This is a genomic window from Brevundimonas sp. NPDC092305 (assembly GCF_044755415.1).
Taxonomy (GTDB): domain Bacteria; phylum Pseudomonadota; class Alphaproteobacteria; order Caulobacterales; family Caulobacteraceae; genus Brevundimonas.
Window position 1 is genome coordinate 1,980,036 of the sequence record NZ_JBIVQY010000001.1, and the last position, 23,320, is coordinate 2,003,355.

General features: G+C 68.8%; 19 protein-coding genes. 8 read left to right on the forward strand and 11 right to left on the reverse strand.

The genetic code is table 11. The features are described 5' to 3' along the window. Positions 1-40 precede the first annotated feature (40 nt). Both dusA and ACIQC9_RS09835 read right to left on the reverse strand, forming a co-directional pair. Positions 41-1,039, reverse strand: a complete 999-nt coding sequence (gene dusA, locus ACIQC9_RS09830) for a tRNA dihydrouridine(20/20a) synthase DusA (RefSeq protein ID WP_400615007.1) — start codon at positions 1,037-1,039, stop codon at positions 41-43. A 40-nt stretch (positions 1,040-1,079) separates the two neighbouring features. Further along, positions 1,080-2,942: a monovalent cation:proton antiporter-2 (CPA2) family protein gene (locus tag ACIQC9_RS09835; protein ID WP_400615010.1), complete on the reverse strand. Its 1,863-nt coding sequence runs from the start codon at positions 2,940-2,942 to the stop codon at positions 1,080-1,082. A gap of 153 nt (positions 2,943-3,095) precedes the next feature. Here ACIQC9_RS09835 and ACIQC9_RS09840 point away from each other — a divergent pair, with 153 nt between their 5' ends. The 5 genes from ACIQC9_RS09840 to ACIQC9_RS09860 all read left to right on the forward strand — a co-directional run bounded on the left by ACIQC9_RS09840 (position 3,096) and on the right by ACIQC9_RS09860 (position 9,815). After that, positions 3,096-4,970 carry a von Willebrand factor type A domain-containing protein gene (locus tag ACIQC9_RS09840; RefSeq protein ID WP_400615012.1) on the forward strand — a complete coding sequence of 625 codons (1,875 nt, stop codon included), beginning with the start codon at positions 3,096-3,098 and terminating at the stop codon, positions 4,968-4,970. A 198-nt stretch (positions 4,971-5,168) separates the two neighbouring features. Then, on the forward strand, positions 5,169-6,359 hold the full coding sequence (locus tag ACIQC9_RS09845; protein ID WP_400615014.1) for a winged helix-turn-helix domain-containing protein: 1,191 nt from the start codon (positions 5,169-5,171) through the stop codon (positions 6,357-6,359). Positions 6,360-6,383: 24 nt separating this feature from the next. Further along, positions 6,384-6,965: a TetR/AcrR family transcriptional regulator gene (locus tag ACIQC9_RS09850; protein ID WP_400615016.1), complete on the forward strand. Its 582-nt coding sequence runs from the start codon at positions 6,384-6,386 to the stop codon at positions 6,963-6,965. Then, the gene (locus ACIQC9_RS09855) at positions 6,962-8,653 is read left to right on the forward strand and encodes an MFS transporter (protein ID WP_400615018.1); all 1,692 of its coding nucleotides are present in this window, start codon (positions 6,962-6,964) and stop codon (positions 8,651-8,653) included. The genes ACIQC9_RS09850 and ACIQC9_RS09855 overlap by 4 nt, the downstream gene beginning before the upstream one ends. A gap of 31 nt (positions 8,654-8,684) precedes the next feature. Then, entirely contained in the window at positions 8,685-9,815 is a 1,131-nt protein-coding gene (locus ACIQC9_RS09860) for an HlyD family secretion protein (protein WP_400615021.1), read from the forward strand. Here the strand turns inward: ACIQC9_RS09860 and ACIQC9_RS09865 are convergent. Further along, the gene (locus tag ACIQC9_RS09865; protein ID WP_400615023.1) at positions 9,812-11,299 is read right to left on the reverse strand and encodes an aldehyde dehydrogenase family protein; all 1,488 of its coding nucleotides are present in this window, start codon (positions 11,297-11,299) and stop codon (positions 9,812-9,814) included. The genes ACIQC9_RS09860 and ACIQC9_RS09865 overlap by 4 nt on opposite strands. A 104-nt stretch (positions 11,300-11,403) precedes the next feature. Here ACIQC9_RS09865 and ACIQC9_RS09870 point away from each other — a divergent pair, with 104 nt between their 5' ends. The 3 genes from ACIQC9_RS09870 to ACIQC9_RS09880 all read left to right on the forward strand — a co-directional run bounded on the left by ACIQC9_RS09870 (position 11,404) and on the right by ACIQC9_RS09880 (position 14,407). Beyond that, positions 11,404-11,814, forward strand: coding sequence for a CBS domain-containing protein (locus ACIQC9_RS09870; RefSeq protein WP_400615026.1), 411 nt, complete (start codon positions 11,404-11,406; stop codon positions 11,812-11,814). 79 nt (positions 11,815-11,893) lie between these two features. Further along, positions 11,894-12,478 (forward strand): hypothetical protein, encoded by a 585-nt coding sequence (locus ACIQC9_RS09875; RefSeq protein WP_400615028.1) that lies wholly within the window; start codon positions 11,894-11,896, stop codon positions 12,476-12,478. A gap of 90 nt (positions 12,479-12,568) precedes the next feature. Then, positions 12,569-14,407: a PAS domain-containing sensor histidine kinase gene (locus tag ACIQC9_RS09880; protein ID WP_400615031.1), complete on the forward strand. Its 1,839-nt coding sequence runs from the start codon at positions 12,569-12,571 to the stop codon at positions 14,405-14,407. A 4-nt stretch (positions 14,408-14,411) separates the two neighbouring features. Here ACIQC9_RS09880 and ACIQC9_RS09885 read toward each other — a convergent pair whose 3' ends face one another. From ACIQC9_RS09885 to ACIQC9_RS09920, 8 genes are all read right to left on the reverse strand, one after another. After that, positions 14,412-14,915 (reverse strand): periplasmic heavy metal sensor, encoded by a 504-nt coding sequence (locus ACIQC9_RS09885; protein WP_400615034.1) that lies wholly within the window; start codon positions 14,913-14,915, stop codon positions 14,412-14,414. After that, on the reverse strand, positions 14,912-15,328 hold the full coding sequence (locus ACIQC9_RS09890) for a hypothetical protein (protein WP_400615457.1): 417 nt from the start codon (positions 15,326-15,328) through the stop codon (positions 14,912-14,914). Before ACIQC9_RS09890 ends, ACIQC9_RS09885 begins: the two co-directional genes overlap by 4 nt. A gap of 5 nt (positions 15,329-15,333) precedes the next feature. Beyond that, the gene (locus ACIQC9_RS09895; RefSeq protein WP_400615459.1) at positions 15,334-15,897 is read right to left on the reverse strand and encodes an RNA polymerase sigma factor; all 564 of its coding nucleotides are present in this window, start codon (positions 15,895-15,897) and stop codon (positions 15,334-15,336) included. Positions 15,898-15,961: 64 nt separating this feature from the next. Beyond that, a complete protein-coding gene (locus tag ACIQC9_RS09900; protein WP_400615037.1) occupies positions 15,962-16,537 on the reverse strand; it encodes an EF-hand domain-containing protein in 576 nt (191 codons plus the stop codon). Between the two features lie 66 nt (positions 16,538-16,603). Beyond that, the gene (locus ACIQC9_RS09905; RefSeq protein WP_400615038.1) at positions 16,604-19,492 is read right to left on the reverse strand and encodes a bifunctional [glutamine synthetase] adenylyltransferase/[glutamine synthetase]-adenylyl-L-tyrosine phosphorylase; all 2,889 of its coding nucleotides are present in this window, start codon (positions 19,490-19,492) and stop codon (positions 16,604-16,606) included. After that, positions 19,489-20,901, reverse strand: coding sequence for an ATP-binding protein (locus ACIQC9_RS09910; RefSeq protein WP_400615041.1), 1,413 nt, complete (start codon positions 20,899-20,901; stop codon positions 19,489-19,491). The genes ACIQC9_RS09905 and ACIQC9_RS09910 overlap by 4 nt, the downstream gene beginning before the upstream one ends. A gap of 6 nt (positions 20,902-20,907) precedes the next feature. Next, positions 20,908-21,579 carry a response regulator transcription factor gene (locus ACIQC9_RS09915; protein WP_400615044.1) on the reverse strand — a complete coding sequence of 224 codons (672 nt, stop codon included), beginning with the start codon at positions 21,577-21,579 and terminating at the stop codon, positions 20,908-20,910. 88 nt (positions 21,580-21,667) lie between these two features. Beyond that, positions 21,668-23,239, reverse strand: a complete 1,572-nt coding sequence (locus ACIQC9_RS09920; RefSeq protein ID WP_400615047.1) for a trypsin-like peptidase domain-containing protein — start codon at positions 23,237-23,239, stop codon at positions 21,668-21,670. Between the last annotated feature and the right edge of the window lie 81 nt (positions 23,240-23,320).

A 23,320-nucleotide genomic window follows, 5' to 3' on the forward strand; every position in this document is an offset into this window, starting at 1 on the left:
GCCAAGGTTTCGAAGGACGCCGATCTGTATCCGGATTGCATCAGGCGGCGATGCGGGCCTCGGCCTCGCGCACGGCGTCGACGGCCCGGTCGATGACCTCCAGACCGGCGTCTGGCCGGATGCTTTCGACCGTCAGGATGCGGCGGAAGGCGCGTGCGCCGGAGCGGCCATGCATCAGCCCCAGCATGTGGCGCGTCATGGCGGGCAGATGCACGCCCTCGGCCAGACGGGCGGCCATATAGGGGCGGTAGCGTTCGATCGCTTCGAAGGCGTCGACGTCGGGCGTCGGGGCGCCGAACAGGCGGCGGTCGGCCTGACCGAGAATGGCCGGCTCGTGGTAGGCGGCGCGACCCAGCATGACGCCGTCCAGCTGTATCCCGTCCGCGTCGTCGAGATGGGCCTCGGCCTCATCCAGCGAGGCGATGCCGCCGTTGATGGAGATCGAGAGATGCGGCCGCTCGCGCTTCAGGCGGCGGACCAGCGCGTAATCGAGCGGCGGCACATCCCGGTTCTCCTTCGGCGAGAGGCCCTTCAGCCAGGCCTTGCGGGCATGGACGATGAAGACCTCAATGCCCACGGCGGCGCAGGCGTCGACTGTGGCGAACAGGGAGGTGGCGGCGTCCTGATCGTCGACGCCGATGCGGCATTTGACCGTGGCGGGCACGGAGACGGCGCCCTTGATGGCCGCCATGCAGTCGGCGACGAGCTCCGGCTCCGTCATCAGACAGGCGCCGAAGCGGCCGGACTGGACGCGGTCGGAGGGGCAGCCGACGTTCAGATTGATCTCGTCATAGCCATAGCCCTCGCCGATACGAGCGGCCTCGGCCAGCTGAGTCGGGTCGGAGCCTCCGAGCTGCAGGGCCACCGGATGCTCAATGGCGTCGAAGGCCAGCAGGCGCTCGCGGTCGCCATGGATAACGGCCGGAGCGGTGACCATCTCGGTGTAGAGCAAGGCCCTGGACGTCAGCGCACGGTGGAACGCCCGGCAGTGCCGGTCGGTCCAGTCCATCATCGGCGCGATCGAGAGGCGGCGGTCCATCGGGCGGGCGCTCTACACGAAACGGCGGCGCAAGGCCACGTCAGGCGTCCGTGCGCTCGCGGGCGTCATCCTCTTCCAGCGCCTCGGCCGCCTCCTCGTTGAGGGCCTGCCCCTCGCGACGGGGCTTCATGTAGGGCTCCGGTTTCGTGGTGCGGATGTTGCCGCGCATCAGCGAACGGCCGGCGGTGATGCCCTCGACCATCTGGATCTCCAGACGCTGCTCGTCCCGGCGCCGGACGTCGGTGATCGTTTCCTCGGCCTCCTCGTGGGTGAAGCCCAGATCGATGAGGACCTGATAGCCGAAGACCAGCGCGCTCTCGAAGGTCTCGCGCAGTTGATACTCGACGCCGGCCTGCACCAGACGGATGGCGTGGCCGCGGTCGTAGGCGCGGACGAACAGCTTGGTCAGCGGGAACTCGGCCTTCACCAGTTCTACGATGCGGTCGGCGATCTCGGGCTTGTCGACGCAGACGAGGATGGTCTCGGCCTTTTCGGCGCCCGACGCGCGCAGCACGTCGAGGCGGGAGCCGTCGCCGTAGTAGACCTTGAAGCCGAAGTTGCCTGCGGCCTGGATCATCTCGACATCCATGTCGATGATCGACACGTCGACGTCGCGGGCCAGCAGGGGCTGGGACACGACCTGGGCGAACCGGCCGAAGCCGATGATCAGCACCCGCTCGCGCAGGTTCTTCGCGCGATCGACGCCGTCGGCGGCGTCGGGGTCGAGCTCCTCCGTCGGCAGCAGGCGGCCTGCGATCAGGGTGGTCAGCGGCGTCAGCACCATGGACAGGATGACGATGGCGGTGGCGGCGGCCGAGATGCGCGGGTCGAACACGCCGGCGGTCAGGGCGGCGGCGTAGAGGACGAAGGCGAACTCGCCGCCCTGGGCGAACAGCACCGCGCGCTCGATGGCCTCGCGCTCGCTGGCCTTGAAGACGCGGGCGACGGCGTAGATGGCGACGGCCTTCACGGCCATGAAGGCGATCACGCCGCCGATGACCATCTGCCAGTCCGCGAGAACGACGCCGAGGTCGAGCGACATGCCGACGCTGAGGAAGAACAGGCCCAGCAAGATCGCGCGGAAGGGCTCCACGTCCGCCTCGAGCTGATGCCGGAAGGTCGACTCGGACAGCAGAACGCCGGCGAGGAAGGCGCCCATGGCCATGGACAGGCCGCCCGCGTCCATCAGCCAGGCGGCGCCGACGACGACCAGCAGGGCGGCGGCGGTCATGACCTCGCGCCCGCCGTATCGGGCCAGCATGCGGAAGACCGGGTTCATCAGGAAGCGCCCGGCGAGGAAGACCACCGCGATGGCGCCGATGGCCAGACCGACGGTGCGCCACAACGGCGGTGCGGTCTCGGCGGCGACGCCGGTGGCCGAGGCGATGACGGCGACGATGGCCAGCAGCGGTACGATGGCGAGGTCTTCCAGCAGCAGGATGGAGACCGCGCGCTGGCCTTGCGGCGCCTGCAGTTCTCCGCGCTCGTCCAGCATCTGCATGATCACGGCGGTGGAGCTGAGCACGAAGCCCATGGCCACGATGAAAGCGACCGGCATCGACAGGCCCGCGCCCATTCCGGTCAGGGTCAGCAGCAGGCCGGCGCCGAGCACCTGGGCCGCGCCGAGGCCGAAGATGTCCTTGCGCAGACTCCACAGCCGGCTGGGCCGCATCTCCAGACCGATGATGAAGAGGAAGATGACGACCCCGAACTCGGCGACGTGCAGGATGACCTCGGGCTCGCGGAACACGGCCAGACCGAACGGGCCGATGGCCAGACCGGCGGCCAGATAGCCGAGCACGGAGCCCAGCTGCAGCCTGCGGAACAGGGGCACAGCCACCACGCCGGCGCCCAGCAGAACGGCGATATGGCCTAGTTCCAGTCCGGTTGATGGTTCAGCCATTTCGCGCCCTTCTCAGTCCCCGCTCCATATTGGGGTCGCAAGCGGCGCCGCGCCACCCCGTATCGTCAGGCTTCGTCAGGATGGCCCGCCCCATTTCCGCCTGACCTCGGGCCGGACATGGCGGTACGAACCTCGAAGGGGAGAACCGGGATGATGAGTCGTCCGATGAATGTCTGCGTCGCCGCCCTGATGGCCGTGTCGCTGGGAACGCCCGCGGGCACGGTCAGCGTGCCCGTGCAGGACCGCGACCGGGACAAGGCGTCCGACGGAGTTGTGTCGCCGGCCGCCTGCCGCGCGGTCGGGATCAACCTGCCCGAGTCGCGGACGGACGACCGCTACGCCAGCCGGGCGCCGGGCGGCAGTGGCGCGGTTCAGGACGTGGTGGTGACGGGAAGCCGGGTGACCGGTCCTCCGCCGCCAGCACCACCGCCTCCGCCACCTCCCCCGCCGCCGCCTCCCCGCCCGATGGCTCCGCCGCAACTTCAGCTCCGGGTTCCGGCTCCCACGCCGCACAACCTTCCCGCGCCGCCTCCCCCATCGCGCCCCGCCGTGGTCGGGCACGAAGTAATGCCCCGGCCGCGCCAGGCGGACACCGAGCGGTACCCGGACGCCACGCCGAACCCGATCAAGCGGGTGTCGGAGGAGCCGGTCTCGACCTTCTCGATCGATGTGGACACGGCCAGCTATTCCAACGTTCGCCGGTTCGTCGACGAAGGCCGGGCGCCGCCGCAGGACGCGGTGCGGGTCGAGGAGCTGGTGAATTATTTCGACTATGGCTACGCGCGGCCGGCGTCGGCCAATGAGCCCTTTGCGGTGACGACGGCGGTGGCCGCCGCGCCTTGGGCGCAGGGTCGCCAGATCGTGCACATCGGCCTTCAGGGCTATGAGCTGCCGGCCGGCGAGCGGAAGCCGTTGAACCTGACATTCATGGTCGATGTGTCGGGTTCGATGTCGTCGCCCGACAAGCTGGGGCTGGCGCAGAAGGCGATGAACCTGATCATCGACCGGCTACGGCCCGAGGATCGGGTGGCCGTGACCTACTACGCCTCTGACGTCGGCACCGCGGTCGGCCCGACGCCGGGCGATCAGAAGCTGAAGCTGCGCTGCGCGGTGGCCGCGCTGAACTCGGGCGGGTCCACGGCCGGGGCGCAGGGCATGGTCAACGCCTATCAGCAGGCCGAGGCCGCCTTCGGGCGGGACAAGGTCAACCGGATCCTGATGTTCACCGACGGCGACTTCAACGTCGGCGTCACGGACGACAAGCGGCTGGAGGACTATGTCGCCGAGAAGCGGGGCACGGGCATCTATCTGTCGGTCTACGGCTTCGGGCGCGGTAACTATCAGGACGCGCGGATGCAGGCGATCGCGCAGGCCGGCAACGGCACGGCGGCCTATGTCGACGACCTGAACGAGGCGAGGCGCCTGTTCGGCGCGCAGTTCGACAAGGGCGCTTTCCCGATCGCGGACGATGTGAAGATACAGGTCGAGTTCAACCCGGCCCGCGTCGCCGAGTACCGGCTGATCGGTTACGAGACCCGCCTGTTGAACGAGGAAGACTTCAACAACGATCGCGTCGATGCGGGCGAGGTCGGGTCGGGCGCGTCGGTGACGGCCCTGTACGAGATCACGCCGGTCGGCGGCCCGGTCCAGCTGGACGAGCAGCGCTATCCGGCCAACCGCAATCTGTCGGTCGGGGGTGGCGATCCGGACGGCGAGATCGGCTTCGTGCAGGTGCGCTACAAGCTGCCGGGACAGGCGAACTCGCGGCTGATGCAGCAGGTGGTGTCGAACCGCGACGCGGGCGGCCCGGTCTCCGCCCAGCCGCCAGAGAGCACCCGCTGGGCGCTGGCGGTCGCGGCCTTCGGGCAGAAGCTGCGGCGGGATCCGTGGATGTCGGAGAGCTATGGCTGGAATGATGTTCTGGAGCAGGCGCAGGGTGCGCGTGGGGATGATCCGTACGGCGACCGGGCGGAGTTCGTGCAGCTGGTCCGGGCGGCGCAGGGCCTGCCGGCAAGGGCTGCGCCGTAGGACAGGATGATAGTTGCAGTCGTCACCCTCGGGCTCGACCCGAGGGCCAGACCGTCCGGTGCTGGGTGTTTCAGGAATGTGCCCTCAATCGGGGCAAGTTGCAGACATCCAGTTCGCATCAACGCCTGATCCTCGGGTCAAGCCCGAGGATGACGGAGTGAATGTGGCGCGCTTGCTGTCTTCGGCTAGGTTGAGCCCGTGACCGAAACGCTCTCCCCCGCCCTCACCCGACGCATCGCGCTTTCCGCCCAGGGTTTCGGCCGGCCTCGCCCCACTGCGCCCGGCGCGCGCCACGTCCGCGACCTCGTCCGCAAGCTGGGCGTGGTGCAGATCGACAGCGTCAATGTGGTGACGCGCACCCACTATCTGCCGGCCTTCTCACGACTGGGGGACTATCCGCGAGAGGCGCTGGAGGCGGAGGCGTGGGGGAAGAGACGCAGCCTGTTCGAATACTGGGGCCACGAGGCGTCGATGCTGCCGCTGGAGATGCAGCCGCTGTTGCGCTGGCGGATGGAGCGGGCACGCGACGGGGCGATGTGGACCGGTCTGGCGCGGTTCGGGCGCGAGCGACGGGACTATATCGACGGCGTGCTGGCCGAGATCGAGCGACGCGGGCCGGTCACCGGCGGGGACTTCGCCGAGGGCCCGCGCGGGCAGCCGGGCTGGTGGTCATGGTCGGACGGCAAGCGGGCGCTGGAATGGCTGTTCTGGGCCGGGCTGATCACGACGAAGACGCGGCGTGGATTCGAGCGCGTCTATGACCTGACCGAGCGGGCGCTGCCGGCGAGGATCATCGACCTGCCGACGCCGGACGAGCCGGACGCCCAGCGGGAGCTGGTGCGGATCGCCGGGCGGGCGATGGGCGTGGCGACGATGGCGGACCTGCGGGACTATTTCCGGCTGCCTCTGGCGGATGCGAAGGCGCGGGTGGCGGAGCTTGTCGAGGCGGGCGAGCTCATCGAGGTCGCGGTGCGGGGGTGGCGGCAGGCCGCGTATCTGAGCCCCGGCGCACGGCGTCCGCGCAAGGTGCACGGCGCGGCGCTGCTGTCGCCGTTCGACAACCTGATCTGGGCGCGGGACCGGACCGAGAGGCTGTTCGGCGTGCGGGTGCGGCTGGAGATCTACACTCCGGCGCACAAGCGGGCGCACGGCTATTATGTGCTGCCGTTTCTTGAGGACGAGGCGATCACGGCGCGGGTCGATCTGAAGTCGGATCGGCAGGGCGGGCGGTTGCTGGTGCAGGCGGCGTGGCGTGAGCCGGAGGCGACGAATGACACCGCAGCGGGGCTGGCCCTGGAGCTGAAGCTCATGGCCGCCTGGCTGGGGCTGGAGGGCGTCGAGGTGGTCGGCAAGGGTGATCTGGCAGGCGCATTAAACGACGCGCTGTGAATTCGGGTCGGAGCCATTGACGAAGTGGACACGCGTGTCCACTTACACGGCGCGATGGAAAAGCCGCTCAGAAAGGACGCCGCCGAACGCCGCGAGGCTCTGCTGGCGGCCGCGCGCAAGGTGTTCGCCGAGGAGGGCATCGACACACCGCTGGACCGCATCGCCGAACGGGCGGGCGTGGGCCGCGCGACCCTGTACAGGAACTTCGCCAGCCGCACCGAGATCGCACTGGCCGTGCTGCTGGACGAGGTGGACGTGCTCGGCCGGCGGTTCGCGAGCCCGACAGAACCGCAGGCTTTCCTCGACTTCGTTACGGCCCTTTCGGAGACGCTGACGCGCAACACGGCGTTCGGCGGAGTGGTGCGCGCCGCCCCCTCCCCCGAAATCCTGACGCCGTTGCGTACGGCGCTGGTCAAGGCGGCGACGCCAGCTCTCAAGGTCTCGCAGGTCGCGGGAGTCGTCCGGACCGACCTGAAGCCGACAGATGTTCGCATCGTCTCGGCCATGCTGGGCGCAGCCTTGCATAACGCGGCGCCCGGCGAACGGAACGCCATCGCGCGCCGGACGCTGGAGCTTGTGCTGGACTCCGTGAGGGCGCGCGCATGAGCCGCCGCAACTATCACCTGCCGTGGGCTGAATACGTCAAGACGCTGCAGCCGCACGAGATGCCGATGCTGCCGGGCTCCGCGGCGACCCCGGCGCATACGACGCCGTTCAGACTGGCCTACGCCGGGGTGGGCCTGCTGGTGACGGCGACCGGTTCGATCGGATCGGCGATGGTCACCGCCAACACCCAGCAACTGGCCGGTGCGCTCGGGGCCTCGGTCGTCGAGGCGGCATGGCTGCCGACCGTGTTTGTAATGACGAACGCCTGCATGAACCTGCTGCTGATCAAGTTCCGGCAGCAGTACGGGCTGCGCCTGTTCGCCCAGATTTTCCTGATCGCCTACGCCCTGATCGGCGTCGGCAACCTGTTCTTCGAAGACTACCAGTCGACCCTGATCGTGCGCGCCTTCGCCGGGATGGCGTCGGCGGCGATGTCGTCATTGGGCATCCTCTATCTGATCCAGGCCTTTCCCCCGGCGCACCGGCTGAAAGGACTGATCATCGGGATCGGGGCCTCCAGCATGGCCATTCCTGCGGTCCGGTTGTTCACCACCAACCTTGTCGAACTGTCGGAGTGGCGCGGCTTCCATGTGTTCGAACTGGGCCTGTCGCTGCTGTCGCTGGCGGCGGTGTTCGCGCTGCGCCTGCCGCCCTCGGAGAAGTTCAAGGTCTTCGTCAGGCTCGACTTCGTCACCTTCGCCCTGTTCGCGCCGGGCATCGCCCTGCTGTGCGCCGTGCTGGGACTGGGCCGGATCGTCTGGTGGACCGAGGCGGCTTGGATCGGCTGGGCGCTGATCGGCTCGATCGTGCTGCTGACCGCCGCCCTGATCGTCGAGTACAATCGCGAGACGCCGCTGATAAATCTGAAGTGGATATCCGGCCCGGACATCGTCCGGCTGGCGCTGGCCATCGTCGGGGTGCGCATCGTGTTGTCTGAGCAGACGGCCGGCGCGGTCGGCCTTATGACCCAGCTGGGCGTCGGGCAGGATCAGATGCACGGCCTGTTTCTGCTGATCCTGATCGCCACGGCGGCGGGCACCCTGACCAGCGCCTTCACCCTGAACATGGCCAAGCTGAACAAGCCGATCGCCATCGCACTGGGCCTCATCGCCGTCGGCGCCTTCATCGACGCCCACTCGACGACCCTGACCCGCCCGGCGCAGCTGTATGTCAGTCAGGCCATGCTGGCCTTCTCGGCCGCCTTCTTCATCGGCCCGGCCATGATGCAGGGCATCGTGCAGGTGCTGCAGAAGGGCGCGCAGAACCTCGTCAGCTTCATCGTCATCTTCGGCATCGGCCAGAACGTCGGCGGCCTGCTGGGCTCGGCCCTGATCGGCACGCTGGAGACCGTCCGCGAGAAGTTCCACTCCAGCCAGCTGTCCGAACAGATCAGCTTGGGCGATCCGGACGTCGTCCTGCGCCTGCAACAGCTGTCCGGCGCCTACGCTCGCGTCATCGGCGACCCGACGCTGAGGGCCGCCGAAGGGCAGGTCCTGCTGCAGCAGCAGATCACCCAGCAGGCCCATGTGCTGGCCTACAACGACGTCTTCCTGCTGATCTCGGCTTTCGCCGCCATCGGCTGTCTGTGGGTGACGTTCCACCATCTGAGACCCCGCTTCGAAGCGCGCCGCGCCGCGCGACAGGCGTCCGACGCCGACGCCGCTGCGGCGGTCGCCGCCGTCGACTGAGCCCTTTCCCCTTGCGATCCGCATAAAGACCATGACCGATACAGCCGCCCCTCCGCCCGCAGCCGCCGTCACCGAACCGGCCGCGCCTGCCGCGCCGCCTTCTCCGCCGCCGCCCGTCGCCGCGCCGCCGAAGAAGAACATGCTGTTCAGCGTCCTGCTGGTTCTGGCCGCCGTCGTCGGAGTGGTGCTGATCCTGTGGGCGTGGCGGCTGCCGCCGTTCACCTCGGGCGTTCAGCACACCGACAACGCCTATGTGCGCGGGCAGGTGACGGTGATTGCGCCCCAGGTGACCGGCTATGTGACCTCGGTCGAGGTGCAGGACTTCCAGACCGTGAAGGCCGGTCAGGTATTGGCCACCATCGACGACCGCATCTACCGCCAGAAGCTGGAACAGGCGCAGGCCCAGCTCCACGCGGCGCAGGCGGCGCTCGCAAACTCGACCCAGACCCAGACTTCAGCGCGGGGCGCAGTGGCCCAGAGCAACGCCTCGATCGCCGCGGCGCGGGCCAACGTCGCCAAGGCGCAGGCCGACCACACCCGCGCCCGCACCCTGTTCGAAGGCGGCTGGGTCGCTCAGGCGCAGGTCGACGTGACCCGCACGGCGCTGCAGGCCGCACAGGCGCAGCTGGCGGCGGCGCAGGCCGCGACCGGCATCGCCGAGACTGGGGTCACCTCCGCCGTGGTCGGCCGGGGCTCGCTTGAGGCGGCGGTCGAGAACGCGCAGGCCCTGGTGCATCTGGCCGAGATCGATCTGGCGAACACACGGATCATCGCACCCCGCGACGGGCGACTGGGCGAGATCAGCGTGCGGCAGGGCCAGCAGGTCGCCGTCGGCACGCAGCTGATGGCGCTGGTTCCGGACCGGATCTGGGTGACGGCGAACTACAAGGAGAACCAGCTGCGCGACATCCGCGTCGGCCAGCCGGTCGAGCTGTCGGTCGACGCGCTGGGCGGGCGGACTTTGACCGGCAAGGTCGAGCAGATCGCCCCCGCGACGGGATCGGAGTTCAGCGTCATCCGCCCGGACAACGCCACCGGCAACTTCACCAAGGTGGCCCAGCGGGTGCCGGTGCGGATTGCGCTCGATCCGGGGCAGGACGGTCTGGACCGTCTGCGTCCCGGCCTGTCCGTGGTCGCGCGGGTGGATACGCGGGCGCGCTAGACGTCGAACTTCACGCCCTGCGCCAGCGGGAGCTCGCGGCTGAAGTTCACCGTCTGCGTCTGGCGGCGCATGTAGGCCTTCCAGGCGTCAGAGCCGGACTCACGGCCGCCGCCGGTGTCCTTTTCGCCGCCGAAGGCTCCGCCGATCTCGGCGCCCGAGGGGCCGATGTTGACGTTGGCGATGCCGCAGTCAGAGCCCCATGCAGACAGGAACTGCTCGGCCTCGCGGACACTGTCGGTGAAGACGCAAGAGCTGAGGCCCTGCGGCACGGCGTTCTGGAGCTCTACCGCCTGATCGAAGTCTGACCACGTCAGGACGTAGAGGATGGGGGCAAAGGTCTCGTGCTCGACCACCGCGGTCTGGGCCGGCATGCGGACGATGGCGGGGCGGACGTAGGCCGCGTTTTCCACCCCGCCCCCGGTGACGATCTCACCACCCTGCTCCACTGCCTGTTCAAGCGCCGTCGTGAAACCGCGCACCGCGTTTGCATCGATCAGCGGACCGACGAGCACGCCCTCCTTGCGCGGATCGCCGATGGGCAGGGTCTCGTAAGCGGCCTTGAGGCGCGCGATCAGGGCGTCGGCGATGCTCTCGTGAACCAGCAGGCGGCGCAGGGTGGTGCAGCGCTGGCCGGCGGTGCCGACGGCGGAGAAGGCGATGGCGCGAACGGCCATCTCGAGGTCCGCCGAGGGCGTGACGATCATGGCGTTGTTGCCGCCCAGCTCCAGCAGCGACCGGCCGAGCCGCCCGGCGACAGTTTGGGCCACGGCCTTGCCCATCCGGGTCGAGCCGGTGGCGGAGACCAAAGGAATGCGGGCGTCGGCGGCCAGCGCCTCTCCGGCCTCCCGGCCGCCGATGACGACCTGCGACAGGCCGTCGGGCGCGTCGCCGAAACGGACTAGGGCGCGCTCGAACACAGCCTGCGTCGCCAGCGCGGTCAGGGGCGTCTTCTCGGACGGTTTCCAGATTACCGGATCGCCGCAGACCAGCGCCAGACAGGCGTTCCACGCCCAGACAGCGACAGGGAAGTTGAAGGCCGAGATGACCAGCACGGGCCCCAGCGGCTGCCACGTCTCGCGCATGTGATGGCCGGGGCGCTCGCTGGCGAGAGTCAGGCCGTAAAGCTGGCGCGACAGGCCGACGGCGAAGTCGCAGATGTCGATCATCTCCTGCACCTCGCCGAGGCCTTCGGAGACGATCTTTCCGGCTTCGAGTGTGACCAGACGGGCGAGGTCGCCCTTGGCCGCGCGCAGTTCCTCGCCGAATAGACGGACCAGTTCGCCACGGCGGGGAGCGGGTACGCGACGCCAAGGCGCGAAGGCTTTGACCGACCGGGCGACCAGCGCATCGAGCTCGCCGGTCGCGGCAACGTCGCCGACGCCAGAGTCGTCGATGGGCGAACGGGTCGGCAGGCCCTGCGCCCAGACGGAAACGGGCACGCCCAGCCGGTCCAGAATCGCCTTCGCCTCGTTCGCCGCCGTCATGCCGTCCTCCGTTGCTGGCGATCCTCTAGCGGAGGCGGGTCACCAGCGGAACCGTGGCCGTGGAGAGGGGTTCTTTCCGCGACCCGTTTTCCAAGGAGGCTCCGATGCGAGTTCGCGACGTGATGAGCAAGGATGTGCAGATCGCCCGCCCCGGCGACAGCATTCAGGACGTGGCCCGACGCATGCGCGACGGCGGCTTCGGCTTCATGCCGGTGGCCGACGAGGAGCGGCTGGTCGGCACGATCACCGACCGCGACCTGACGGTGCGCGCACTGGCGGCGGGCGCCGATCCGTCGTCCTCCATCTCGGAGTTCCTGACCCGCGACGCTCAAAGCGCGTGGGCAGACGACGACCTGCAGTCGGTGCTCGACACCATGAGCAGTCGCCAGATCCGCCGCCTGCCGGTTCTGGACAAGAACAGCCGGCTGGTGGGCGTCGTCTCGCTGGGCGATCTGTCCACCCGGGTGAAGGAGAAGTACGCGGGCGAGGCGCTGGAAGGCATTTCGCGCAGCTGACCGCCGGTAGGTTAACCCTCTCGCCAAACGGGTTCTTCAGACCAGACGGACATGATGGCCACCTCCACCGGAGGGATTCATGGCGCGCGCACAGTTCCAGAAGGGCCAGAAGGTCTGGGTTGAAAGCGTCGGCGCATGGGCCCAGGTCGAGAGCGTTCAGCCTGTCTGGGCGCAGGGGTTCAATGAACCCGTTCGCGTGACCTACGACGTGGGTCTGGGACGCGAGTTTCAGGCCCACGAGCTGATGTCGCCGGTGTCCAACCCCGCGATGCTCGCCGCCGGCCGGAACTGGCGGCTGATGCGCGCGCGAAACAAGTGGCAGACGCCGGAAGAGAGCCTGCATCACCCCTATCCCGGCACCTATCCGGTGATCGTGACAGACCGGGCGGACTGGGGCGGCTGGCGCGTACCGGGCGCGGAGTATGACCGCGACCCCGAACACATCGAGTTTCAGGCCCGTCTGATCGCAAGCTCTCCCCGCCTGCTGGCGCTGGCCGAACGGATCATCAAGGAGGTCGATACGGCCTCTGACGACGCCCCTCCGGTCATGCGTGAGATGGCCCGCGAGGCCAAGGACATCATCAAGTCGATCTCGGAAATCATGGCGGTTCCGGGTGAGGTAGGTGAGGCTTCCCGGACTCACCCCAAGCCGAAGGCGGCGTGATCGGTCGATAGACGCCCTCAGCGCCTCGACACGAATCCGCGACGCAGCCTAGATTCCTCCCCGTACGTCGAATCGACTGGGGAGAGCGCTTTGCGGGGCACTGAGCGCCGCGTCACACCGCAAGGGCGGCGCGCCGGCGACAAGAGCAAGGGCCCTTCCAACTGGCTGCGCATCGGCGCGCCTGCTCTCGTGCTCGTGCTCGGCGTTTACGTGCTCTTCTTCTGGCAGGGCTCCATGCTCGCAAACAGGGGAACGCAGCTCTGGATCTTCTGGGTGCTGCTGGCCGTGTTTGGAGCGGCGATGGGGATGGCCGTCTGGTCGGAACGTCGCCAGGCCAACATCAGCAAGGAATGGGAAGCCTCCGAACGTCGATTCCGCGGCGCGGTGGAAGCTGCGCGCTGCGGCGTTTGGGACTGGGACGTGGACGCCGGCGAGGTCACCGTCTCGGAATACATGGCGTCCCTGATCGGGCTGGAGCGCAGCGGCGTCGTGCCGGCCGCCGACGTCATGGCCTGCATCCACCCGAAATATCACGCGACCGTCGAGCACGCCCTGCAACAGGCGCAGACGTTCGGGACCTTCGAGGTCAACTTCCCCGTCGCGGACGGCGACGGCGGCATCCGCTGGATCGACGCCCGGGGTCAGGCGCGCGGCGAGCGCGAGGAGCGGCAGTTCAGCTCGGTGCTGGGCATCGCGCTGGACACCACGGAGGCGCGACGCGCCAAGTCGAAGGCGCAGGCGGCCGAGAGTCGTTTGCGCGACGGCATCGAGAGCGTGTCGGACGCCTTTGTTCTGTTCGACAAGCATGGGCGACTGATCCTGTCGAACCAGGCCTTTCAGGACGCTTTCGGGTTCGAACCGGGCGTGGTTCGCAAGGGAGCGTTCAAGCAGGATCTGAACCAGATCGCGGCTCTGGCGATCAAGTCGGACAAGCCGGCGACGGGCGGTCGCGCCGGCGCCCGCGAGGTCGAGCTGCGCGACGGTCGCTGGCTGCAGCTGGTCGAACGCTTCACCTCCGACGGCGGCTCGGTCGTCACGGCGGCGGACATCACGGCGATCAAGCAGAAGGAAGCCGAGCGCCAGAAGGCGACCGACAGCCTCCACGAAACGATCGCCGCGCTGGAGGACCGCGAAGAGGCCCTGTCACTGCTGGCCCGCAAATACGAGGTCGCCATGACCCGCGCCGAGGCGGCCAATCAGGCGAAGTCGGAATTCCTCGCCAACATGAGCCACGAGCTGCGCACCCCCCTGAACGCCATCAACGGCTTCTCGGAGATCATGGCCGGCGAGATGTTCGGCCCATTGGGGGACGCCAAATACAAGGGCTACGCCAACGACATCCTGCAGTCAGGCCAGCATCTGCTGAGCCTGATCAACGACATCCTCGACATGGCAAAGATCGAGGCCGGCAAGCTGACGCTGCACTATGAAGCGGTGTCGCTGAAGGAGATTGTCGAGGACGCGACCCGGCTGATGCGCGGCAAGGTTCAGGAGGCAGGGCTCAACCTCGTCGTCGACGCGCCGGACATGCCGGTCATCGAGGCGGACCACCGCGGCCTGAAGCAGGTCCTGCTCAACCTGATCTCAAACGCCGTGAAGTTCACGCCTGAAGGCGGCGACATCGTCGTCGCCCTGTCCCGCGAGGATGACGAGCGCATTCGCGTGGCGGTCACCGACACCGGTATCGGCATCGCGCCGGAGGATCTGGTGCGTCTGGCGCGGCCGTTCGAACAGGTCGAGGGCCAGCACTCCAAGACGACGCAGGGCACGGGTCTGGGGCTCGCCCTGACCAAGTCGCTGATCGAACTGCACGGCGGCGCGCTTCATCTGGAAAGCGAGCCGGGTCGGGGCACGACCGTCAGCTTCAGCCTGCCGATCCGGCGTCCGGGACAGCCCGAGGAACAGCCGCAGGCAGCGCAGGCGGCCTGACGGATCAGCTCTTGTCGGGCCGTTTGCCGGCCTGATCGCCATCCCCGCGGGCGGCGCCACGCCCACGACGCGTCAGAATCTGAGACAAAGCCGTGCGGTCTGCGGGTTCAAGAGTGCCGAGCAGGGTCGCGGCGTCAGCCTCAAGCCGCGCGCGGCCGCGAAGTTCGGCGGCGCGGGATTGCTCCAGCAAGGCCGTAACGCGCGCAGCATCATAGGTTGAAGAGGCGGCCATCGCGACGGCCTCGCGCCGATGCGCCTTGGCCTGCTCAAAGTCCGGACGGGCGGCTAGGGCGGAGGCGCGCAGGCTTTCGCGCACGCGCTGACGGACCTGCGGGTCCAGTTGCCGGACGATGGCGAAGGCCGAGTTCTCGCGGGGCGCGCGGCGATCATCGTCGATCCGCCGTTCGACCTGGGCGCGGGTGACCATGGCCGTGGTCACGGCGGTGACGGCGAACAGGTTCAGCGCGACCGACACGGCGAGCGCGATCTTGAGCGTACGCGGGCTCAACCCAGAACCTCCGCATCATCCACGCCGGTCAGCGTGGCCTGATAGAAGACTGCATCGGCGCGGGCGTCGGCGGTTAGATGGCTGGTCAGGGCGATGCCCGCCACGACGCCGGCGCAGGCGGCGGCCGCCCACCCGGCTCCGAACGCCAACGTCAGACGGTCCATCCAGCGACGACCGGTACGACCGGACGCAGCAGCGGCGGCGATCACACGGTCACGCAGATCGGTCGATACCCGCGGCGTCGCCGAGGCGAAGAGCAGGGCGTCGATCTGATCCGCCTCAGCCAGAGCCGGGTCAGCGATATCGGGATGGGCCGCCGCAAAGGCTTCGGCCGCGACCCGCTCGGCCTCGGGCCAGCGACGCCTGTCCGCGCCCCATGCCCGAACCAGTTCGAGGAACCGTTCCGCCGTCATCACACTCACGCTCCTTCGGCGCCGGGCCGGATATCGGCCAGCGCCTGCCTCAACGCCCGGCGACCCCGCGACAGCAGGCTCTCCAAGGCTTCCACACTGATTTCCATCAGGCTAGCAGCCTCGATGTTGGTCAGCTCCTGATAGTGGCACAGCACGATGGCCTCGCGCTGGCGATCGGGCAACCGGGCCAACGCCGCGTCGACGCGAACGCCGACATCGGCCGCCATCAGGCCGCGATCAGGGGCAGGCCCCTCGTCCGGCCGTTCGGGCACGGCCTCAGTCGGCACCTCGCGACGCCGACGCAGGCGGTCGTAGCAGAGGTTCAGTCCCACCCGGTGCAGCCAGGTATCGAACCGAGCCATGCCGGATTGCCAGCGCGGCGCCTGTTTCCACGCCCGCAGCATCGCCTCCTGCGCAACATCCTCGGCCTCGGACGCGTCGTTCAGCATCCGGTAAGCGAGCGCCAGCATGCGCGGCAGCTTGCGCGCGACCAAAGCCTGGATGGCCGCGGGGTCGCCCTGACCCACGCGGCGCACCAGATCTTCGTCGGGGTCGGCGAAAGTCGCCATCCGGCCTCGTTCGGCTGTGAAGAAGGCCGATCGGTCGAGCAGGACCGCCGCACCCGTCATCTGCTTACTCCGAAGCGGGGGCTTGAGGCGACTGTTCCGACGCACGCGCGGCGCGGCGCTCCATGCGGTCGCGGCGATGCTCGCGCATGGCCTCACGCCCGGCCTGACGCTCGGCGGCGCTCAGGACGCCGTCGCGATCGGTGTCGAGCCGGTCGAACTGCTCGGTCGCCTTGGCGCGTGCCTCGGCGATGTCGACGGGACCGCGAGCCGCGCGTTCCGCGCGGGCCGGGCGGGCGTGGTCGCCACGGTGGGCGCGGGGGCCGCGTTCGGCGCGAGCCGTGGCGCGGGCGTCGAACTCGGCTCGGCTGATCATGCCGTCGCGGTCCGTATCCAGACGATCGAAGGCGGAGCCGGTCTTTTCAGCTCGCCGCGCCTGACGAACTGCGCGCAGTTCGTCAGCTGACACCGAGCCGTCGCCGTTGGCGTCCGCGGATGTCAGGCGGTCGACGCGGTGGGCGACGAAAGCCTCTCGCGCGACAGGCTCAACGGCACGCGCCGGGGCGGGCTGCTGGGCGGTGGCGACGCCGGCGACGGCGGCCAGGACGACGACGGTCAGGCCGCCGATGATGTTCGTTCTCATGATGTATCTCCGCGCCGCGTCGAGGCGGCCTCGTTCAACCCTGTCGAGAGGTCAAACGCGGATCGATCAGCTCTCCGTCGCGACCGGCGGCAAAACCCGCTCGAAGGCCGCGCGGGCGGCCATGCGGGCGGCCTTGAGGCCGGCCTTTAGCGCCGCGAAGTCGTCGAACCCCACCCTGCGAGCCAGCGCCGCCCGGAACCGTTCCGGCTCCTGTTCCGGGTCAGGCTTTTCGTCGAAGGCGGCGGAGAGGCTCTGGTTCATGGCCTGCTGCAGCCGCCACGCCTCGGCCAGATCGGGCTCTGTCGCCAGAGCCGCGAGGGTGGAGACGGTGAGCGGACCGCCGGAGGCCGCGCCCATGAGCTGGATCGTCTGGGCCACGAACTCGGCGTCTACCTGTCCGCCGGCCGAGAGTTTGAGATCCCACTCGCCCTGCGCCGACCGTTCGCGGGCCATCAGGTCGCGCATGCGGCGGGCGTCCGCGGCGATGTCGACGCCGGGTCGTGGGCGACGCAGGATGCCCTCAAGCGCGGCCGACACCTGCGCCGCGAAAGCGGGGTCGCTGCTCCAGACCACACGGGCGCGGGTCAAGGCCATGAATTCCCACGTGTCCGCCTCGGTCGCATAATAGTCCTCGACCGCAGACAGCTTCAGCGACACCGGCCCCTTGGCCGCGCCGGGGCGCAGCCGCATGTCGACTTCGTAGAGCCCGCCCTCCGCCGTGTGCGCCGACAGGGCGGCGATCAGGCGCTGGGTGAAGCGGGACCAGAAGACCCCGGGCGCCCAGCCCTTGTCGTCCGAGACTGCGTCGGAAGGGCCGTCATAGACCGTCATCAGGTCCAGATCGGAGCTGGCCGTCATCTCGCCGGACCCGGCCTTGCCAAGGGCGACGACAGCGATCGAACCGCCCGGCAACGCCCCGCCCTGTCGCACCGTTTCGGACAGGGCTGCGGGCGCGAGGGCGCCTATGACGCCATCGGCAAGGGCGGTCAGCGCGCGGCCGGTTTCAAGGGCGTCGATGCGGCCGGTGAGGGTTTGGACGCCGATGCGGAACATCTGCTCGCGGTGCAGGCGTCGCACGGCGTTCATCGCCGCCTCGAAGTCGGCGGCGGCGGCGGCCTCCTGCGCCATCTGGTCGAACAGGCCGGTGTTGACGCCAAGCTGGGTCTGGAAGCGGGCGTCCAGCATGCTGTCCAGCGCTGCCGGATAGCGGCCCAGCGTGCGGGCCAGACGCGGGGCAAAGGCCATGACGCCGACGATCAGCTCGAACAGGCGCGGCTGGGCGAGGAACAGGGCCTGAACCTGAACACCGCCGCTGAGGCCGGAAAAGAAGACGGCGAACCGGCGGAAGGCGGCGTCAGAGGCGCCGGTCTCCGCGAGCGCGGTGAGCAGTTGCGGCGCCAGTCGGGTGAACAGCTCCCGCCCTCTCTCGGTGCGGGTCGCGGGGATGCGGCCGTGATGCCAGGCGCGGATGGTGTCGGCGATCTGTCCCGGCTCGGAGAAGCCCATACGGTCGAGGGTCGCCAGCGTCTCGGGGTCGTTCTCCACGCCGGTGAAGACCAGCGAGCCGTAGGGCGAAGACAGTTCCTCGCCGCCCTCGAACAGCTCGCCATAGCGGCGGTTCACGCCCACCAGAAGCGCTTCGACGTGGCTGTCGAACGCGGCGAGATCGCCCTCCCCCGCCAGCGCGGCGACGGCGGCGCGTCTGGAAGGATCGATCGGCAAGATGTGGGTCTGCTCGTCGTCCAGCATCTGGACCCGGTGTTCCAGTCCGCGCAGCTCGACATAGGCGCTGGTCAGGTCGTCGCGGACCTCCTCCGTCACATGTCCGGCGGCGCACAGGGCGGCCAGCGCATCGACGGTGCGGGGCGCGCGCAGGGCGGGGTCGCGGCCGCCCATGATCAGTTGCTGGGTCTGGGCGAAGAACTCGATCTCGCGGATGCCGCCCCGGCCCAGCTTCAGGTTCGCACCCGCCGCCTGCATGCCCTCGCCGGTCTTGTGCACGTGGATCTGTCGCTTGATCGACTGGATGTCGAGCACAGCCGGATAGTCGAGGCTGCGCCGCCAGATGAAGGGTCTCAGCGCGTCGCCAAAGTCCCGCCCCGCCGTCAGATCCCCCACCGCCGGGCGGGCCTTGATGAAAGCGGCGCGCTCCCAGTTCTGGCCGACGCTCTCGTAGTATTTCAGCGCGAAAGGGACGGCGACCACCGACGGGGTCGAGGACGGATCCGGGCGCAGGCGCAGGTCGACCCGGAAGACATAGCCGTCGCCAGTGCGCTCCTGCATCAGGGTGGCGAACGCCTGCGCGACGCGGTCGAGGAAGCGCTGGGGTTCGACGTCGTCGGCCAACGCGGGGATCAGGATCTCGGGATCCCAGAACAGGCTGATGTCGATGTCGGAAGAGTAGTTCAACTCGTCCGCGCCATGCTTGCCCATGGCCAGACCGAACAGACCGGGAATGGGACCGCGCGTGTCGTTGGCGACCGTCAGCAGCTTGCCGCGACGCCGCTGGTCCTCGGCGACGGCGGACAGGGCGGTCTGGGCCGAAGCGTCGGCGAAGCGGCTGAGGGCGCCGGTGACCTGATCCAGATCCCAGACGCCGCCAAGATCAGCCAACGCGGTCAGCAGGTGCAGCTCGCCCTTCAGCCGACGAAGCGGAGCCTTCATCTCGTCAGCGCCGCCGATCAGGCCGAAGGTGCGGGCGAGTATGTCGGCCAGCCGGGCTTGGGGCTCGGCCTCCAGCGTGTCGCGCAGCATGTCCGGCCAGCGACGGGCAAGACCGAACAGATAGGGCGAGGCGGCGAACACCGGTGCGAGGCCGGGCCAATTGGCTTCGAGCAGGTCGGACCAGCCCTGATCGGCAGCGGCTTCGGCCAGTCGCTCATGTGCGCGGGCGGCGGCGTCGATATCCACGACGGGGCCACTGGCGTTCAGCCGAGGGCCGATGACGCTGCTCACGGCGCCCCAGGCAGCACGAGCGCCACCCGCAAACCCGGGCCGGAGCCGTCGAACGCCCCCGGGCCCTCGTCCAGCTGGATGCGGCCGCCGTGAGCTTCCATGACCGCGCCGACCAGCGACAGGCCGAGTCCGGAGCCGGCTTCAGTGCGGCTGTTGTCCAGACGGACGAAGCGCTGGATGACGCGGTCGCGGTCTTCCTCCGGCACGCCGGGGCCGGTGTCGGTGACGGAAAACTCGATCTCGCCCGAACTACGGCGTCGGGCGCGGAGCATGACCGCGCCGCCGGGCGGCGTGTACTTGATCGCGTTGTCGATGATGTTGGCCAGCGCTTGGGCGAGAAACGGCCTGTTGGCCTCGATCATCAGGCCGCGCTCGATCTCGGCGGAGAAGTCCAGCCCCTTGTCCTCGCTGGCGGGCTCGTAGAGCTCGGCCATGTCGCCAGCCAGCTCCGCGGCGTCGAACAGCGCCGGGTCCGGCGTGCGGCCCGCGCCCGCGGCGGCCTGCAGCCGGGCGATGGCGAGGACGGTGTTGAAAGTCTTCAGCAGGTCGTCGGCCTCGGACAGGGCCAACTCCAGCGCCTCGGTCCCGTCGATCTTGCCGGCCTCGGCGTCGATCAGGGCGACCTCAAGCTTGGCCCGCATGCGGGTCAGGGGCGAGCGCAGGTCGTGGGCGATGGCGTCGCCGGCGTGCCGGATGGAGGCCATGGAGGCTTCCATCCGGTCGAGCATGACGTTCAGCCCACCGCCCAGTTCGTCCAGCTCATCGCCCGAGTTTCGCACGGGGACCCGGGCCTTCAGGTCGCCGTCCTGCACCGCGGACACGACCCTGTTCAGCCGCCCCATCGAGCGTTCCAGATTGCGGCTGACCAGCAAGCCGCCAGCCAGCCCGAGCAACAGCACGATCCCCATGGCGCCCCAGAGCGCCTGTGTCAGACGCGCCAGATAGGCTTCGGTGTCGCCCATGGACTGGCCGACGAACAGCATCTCGCCGCCCGTCAGACGAACCTGGACGCCGCGCACCTGCGGACGGACCACCCGTCCGTCGGGCAAGGTGTCGGTCATTGGGAATGTCTCCCATTGACTGCCGCCGCCGTAGTTCTCGATCGGCGAGGCGGTCAGACTGCCGGTGATCCGGTTCCCGTTCCGGTCCATGAGCAGGTAGAGGTAGCTGCTACGCGTCAGCGTCCGGTCGATCAGCGACATGTTCAGGGCGTCGAGCCCGCGCGCATCATAGACGCCGCGCAAAGCCTGCAGCTCTCCGCGCACGTCCTGCTCGGCCCGGACCCGCGCTTCATTGGCCGAGGCGAAATAGACATAGGCCAGAATCGCGCTGGCGGCCGCCGCGAACAGGGCGAGGAACAGCAGCGTCAGCCGAAAGGGCGTGCGGCGTAGGAGGGACGGCATCTTCAAGAGGCGTCAGGCCTCCAGCCGATATCCCGCACCCCGCACGGTCTGCAGCATGGCCTTGTCGAAACCCTTGTCGATCTTGGCGCGCAGGCGGCTGATGTGCACGTCGATGACGTTGGTCTGGGGGTCGAAATGGTATTCCCAGACCTTTTCCAGCAGCATGGTGCGCGTGACCGACTGGCCGGCGTGGCGCATCAGGAACTCCAGCAGCTGGAACTCGCGCGGCTGGAGGTCGATCTCATGACCGGCGCGGTGCACGGTGCGGGCGATGAGGTTCATCTCCAGATCGCCGACCTTGAGCATGGTGGCGACGGACCCGGTCTCGCGCCGGCGCGACAGGGCCTCGACCCGGGCGATCAGCTCGGCGAAGGCGTAGGGCTTGACCAGATAGTCGTCGCCGCCGGCCTTCAGGCCCGTGATCCGGTCCTCGACCTCGCCCATGGCGGACAGGAACAGGACCGGCGTCTGGTCGCCGTCCTTGCGCAGGGTCTCGACCATGCCGATGCCGTCCAGACGCGGCATCATGCGATCCACGACATAGACATCGTAGCCGCCCTTCTGCGCCTCCAGCAGCCCGAAGGCGCCGTCCACCGCATGGGTGGCCTCATGTCCGGCCTCGCTCAGTCCCCGGACCATGGCGGTCGCGGCGTCGGCGTCATCCTCGACCACCAGAATTCGCATAGTCAGCCCCTCAAATGCGGAATCGCCGCCGATGTTAGCGCATCGGCGGCGATCTGGTCAGCTTAAGCCTTTGTCAGACTGAAGACGATCATTCGGCAGCAAACCGGAGGACCAGCGAACCGCGCTGGCCGCCCTGCGCTACGAACAGGAGGATACTCGGCCGGCCGGCCGCCTTCGCATCGCGGATAGCGCCCCGCAGATCATCCAGACTCCGGATTTGTCGTGAGTTCGCCTGGGTAATGACCATGCCGGCTGCGAAGCCGGCGTCGGCGGCGGCGGAACCACGCGCGACATCCGTGATCAGAAGTCCATTGACGGATTCAGGGATGCTTTGCCGCTCGCGGATCGCGGGCGTGATGGCCGACGCTGTAATGCCTTCGACAGGTTCACCCTGAGGCGTAACGGCGTTCGGAGCGCCCGGCATGACACCATCCCCGGTCTCCGATCTCAGATCCGTTTCAGATGGCCGGGTTCCTGACCGCACGGTGATGGTGCGGTTACGGCCGTCACGTATCACCTCAAGCCTGATGTCCTCATTGGGTCGCGCCGCTCCGACCGCACGCGTCGCCTCGGTCCCGTTGGCGATGCGGGCGCCATTGACGCTGATCAGGATGTCGCCGACCTCGACGCCCGCGCGATCCGAAGGCCCGCCGGGAGTCACGGTCTCGATATAGGCGCCCTTGAAGTCGCGAGGCTGACCCAACGCTTCCCAGCGATCCGCATCAAAGGTGCGCAGACCGAGGCCGACATAACCCCGCTGGACAGCGCCGCTCTGCATCAGCTGGTCGGTCACTGACTTGGCGACGGACGCGGGGATGGCGAAGCCGATGCCGGCCGAGCTGCCGGTCGGCGAGATGATCGCCGAATTCACGCCGATGACGCGGCCGTAGATGTCGAAGGTCGGGCCGCCCGAGTTGCCGCGGTTGATGGCGGCGTCAATCTGGAGGAAGTCGACATAGCCCGCGTCATTGCGATCGAACTGCGCCGCCGAGCGGCCAAGCGCCGAGACGATGCCCGCCGTGGCGGTGCCGCCGAGGCCGAAGGGGTTGCCGACGGCGATGACCCAATCACCGACCCGGGGCTGGGCGGCTTCCTCGAAGGTCACGAACGGAAACTCCGAGCCCTCGACCTTGATGACGGCCAGATCGGTCGCCTCGTCGCGCCCGATGACCTTGGCCTCAAGCTCGCGGCCGTCGGCGAGAACGACGTTGATCTCAACGGCGTCGGCGACGACGTGGTTGTTGGTGACGATGAAGCCGTCAGCGGAGATGAAGAAGCCGGAGCCGGCGCCGAGCGCGGTCGCGCCTTCATCATCCTCGCCCTCTTCCCCTTGCTGGCCGCCATTGGGATTGGGGATGGCGAAGGGCAGGCCGGGGATCTGGATCATGCCGCCGCCGCGCGGACGCTCGACCTTGGCCTTGACGTCGATCTGCACCACGGCGGGCGCGACCTGCTGGAAGATGTCGGCGAAGCTGAGGGGCGCCCCTTGCGGCGGGGCGAAGGCCAGACCGGCGGCGCCGGCGGTAGGCGCAAGGCGCCCCGTGGCGCCGGCGATCGGCTCGGCGTGTGCGCCGGGCCAGTCGATTACGCCGCCCGCGGTCGCGGCGGCCGCGACGGTCAGGCCGGCAATGGCCCCCAGCATGAATTCCTTGCGCTTCATCATGGACGTCCAGAAATCCTCAGGTTGGGCGTTGTCGCCCGTGGATACAGGGCGATGGTCAGCAAGGCCAACGTCCGGACG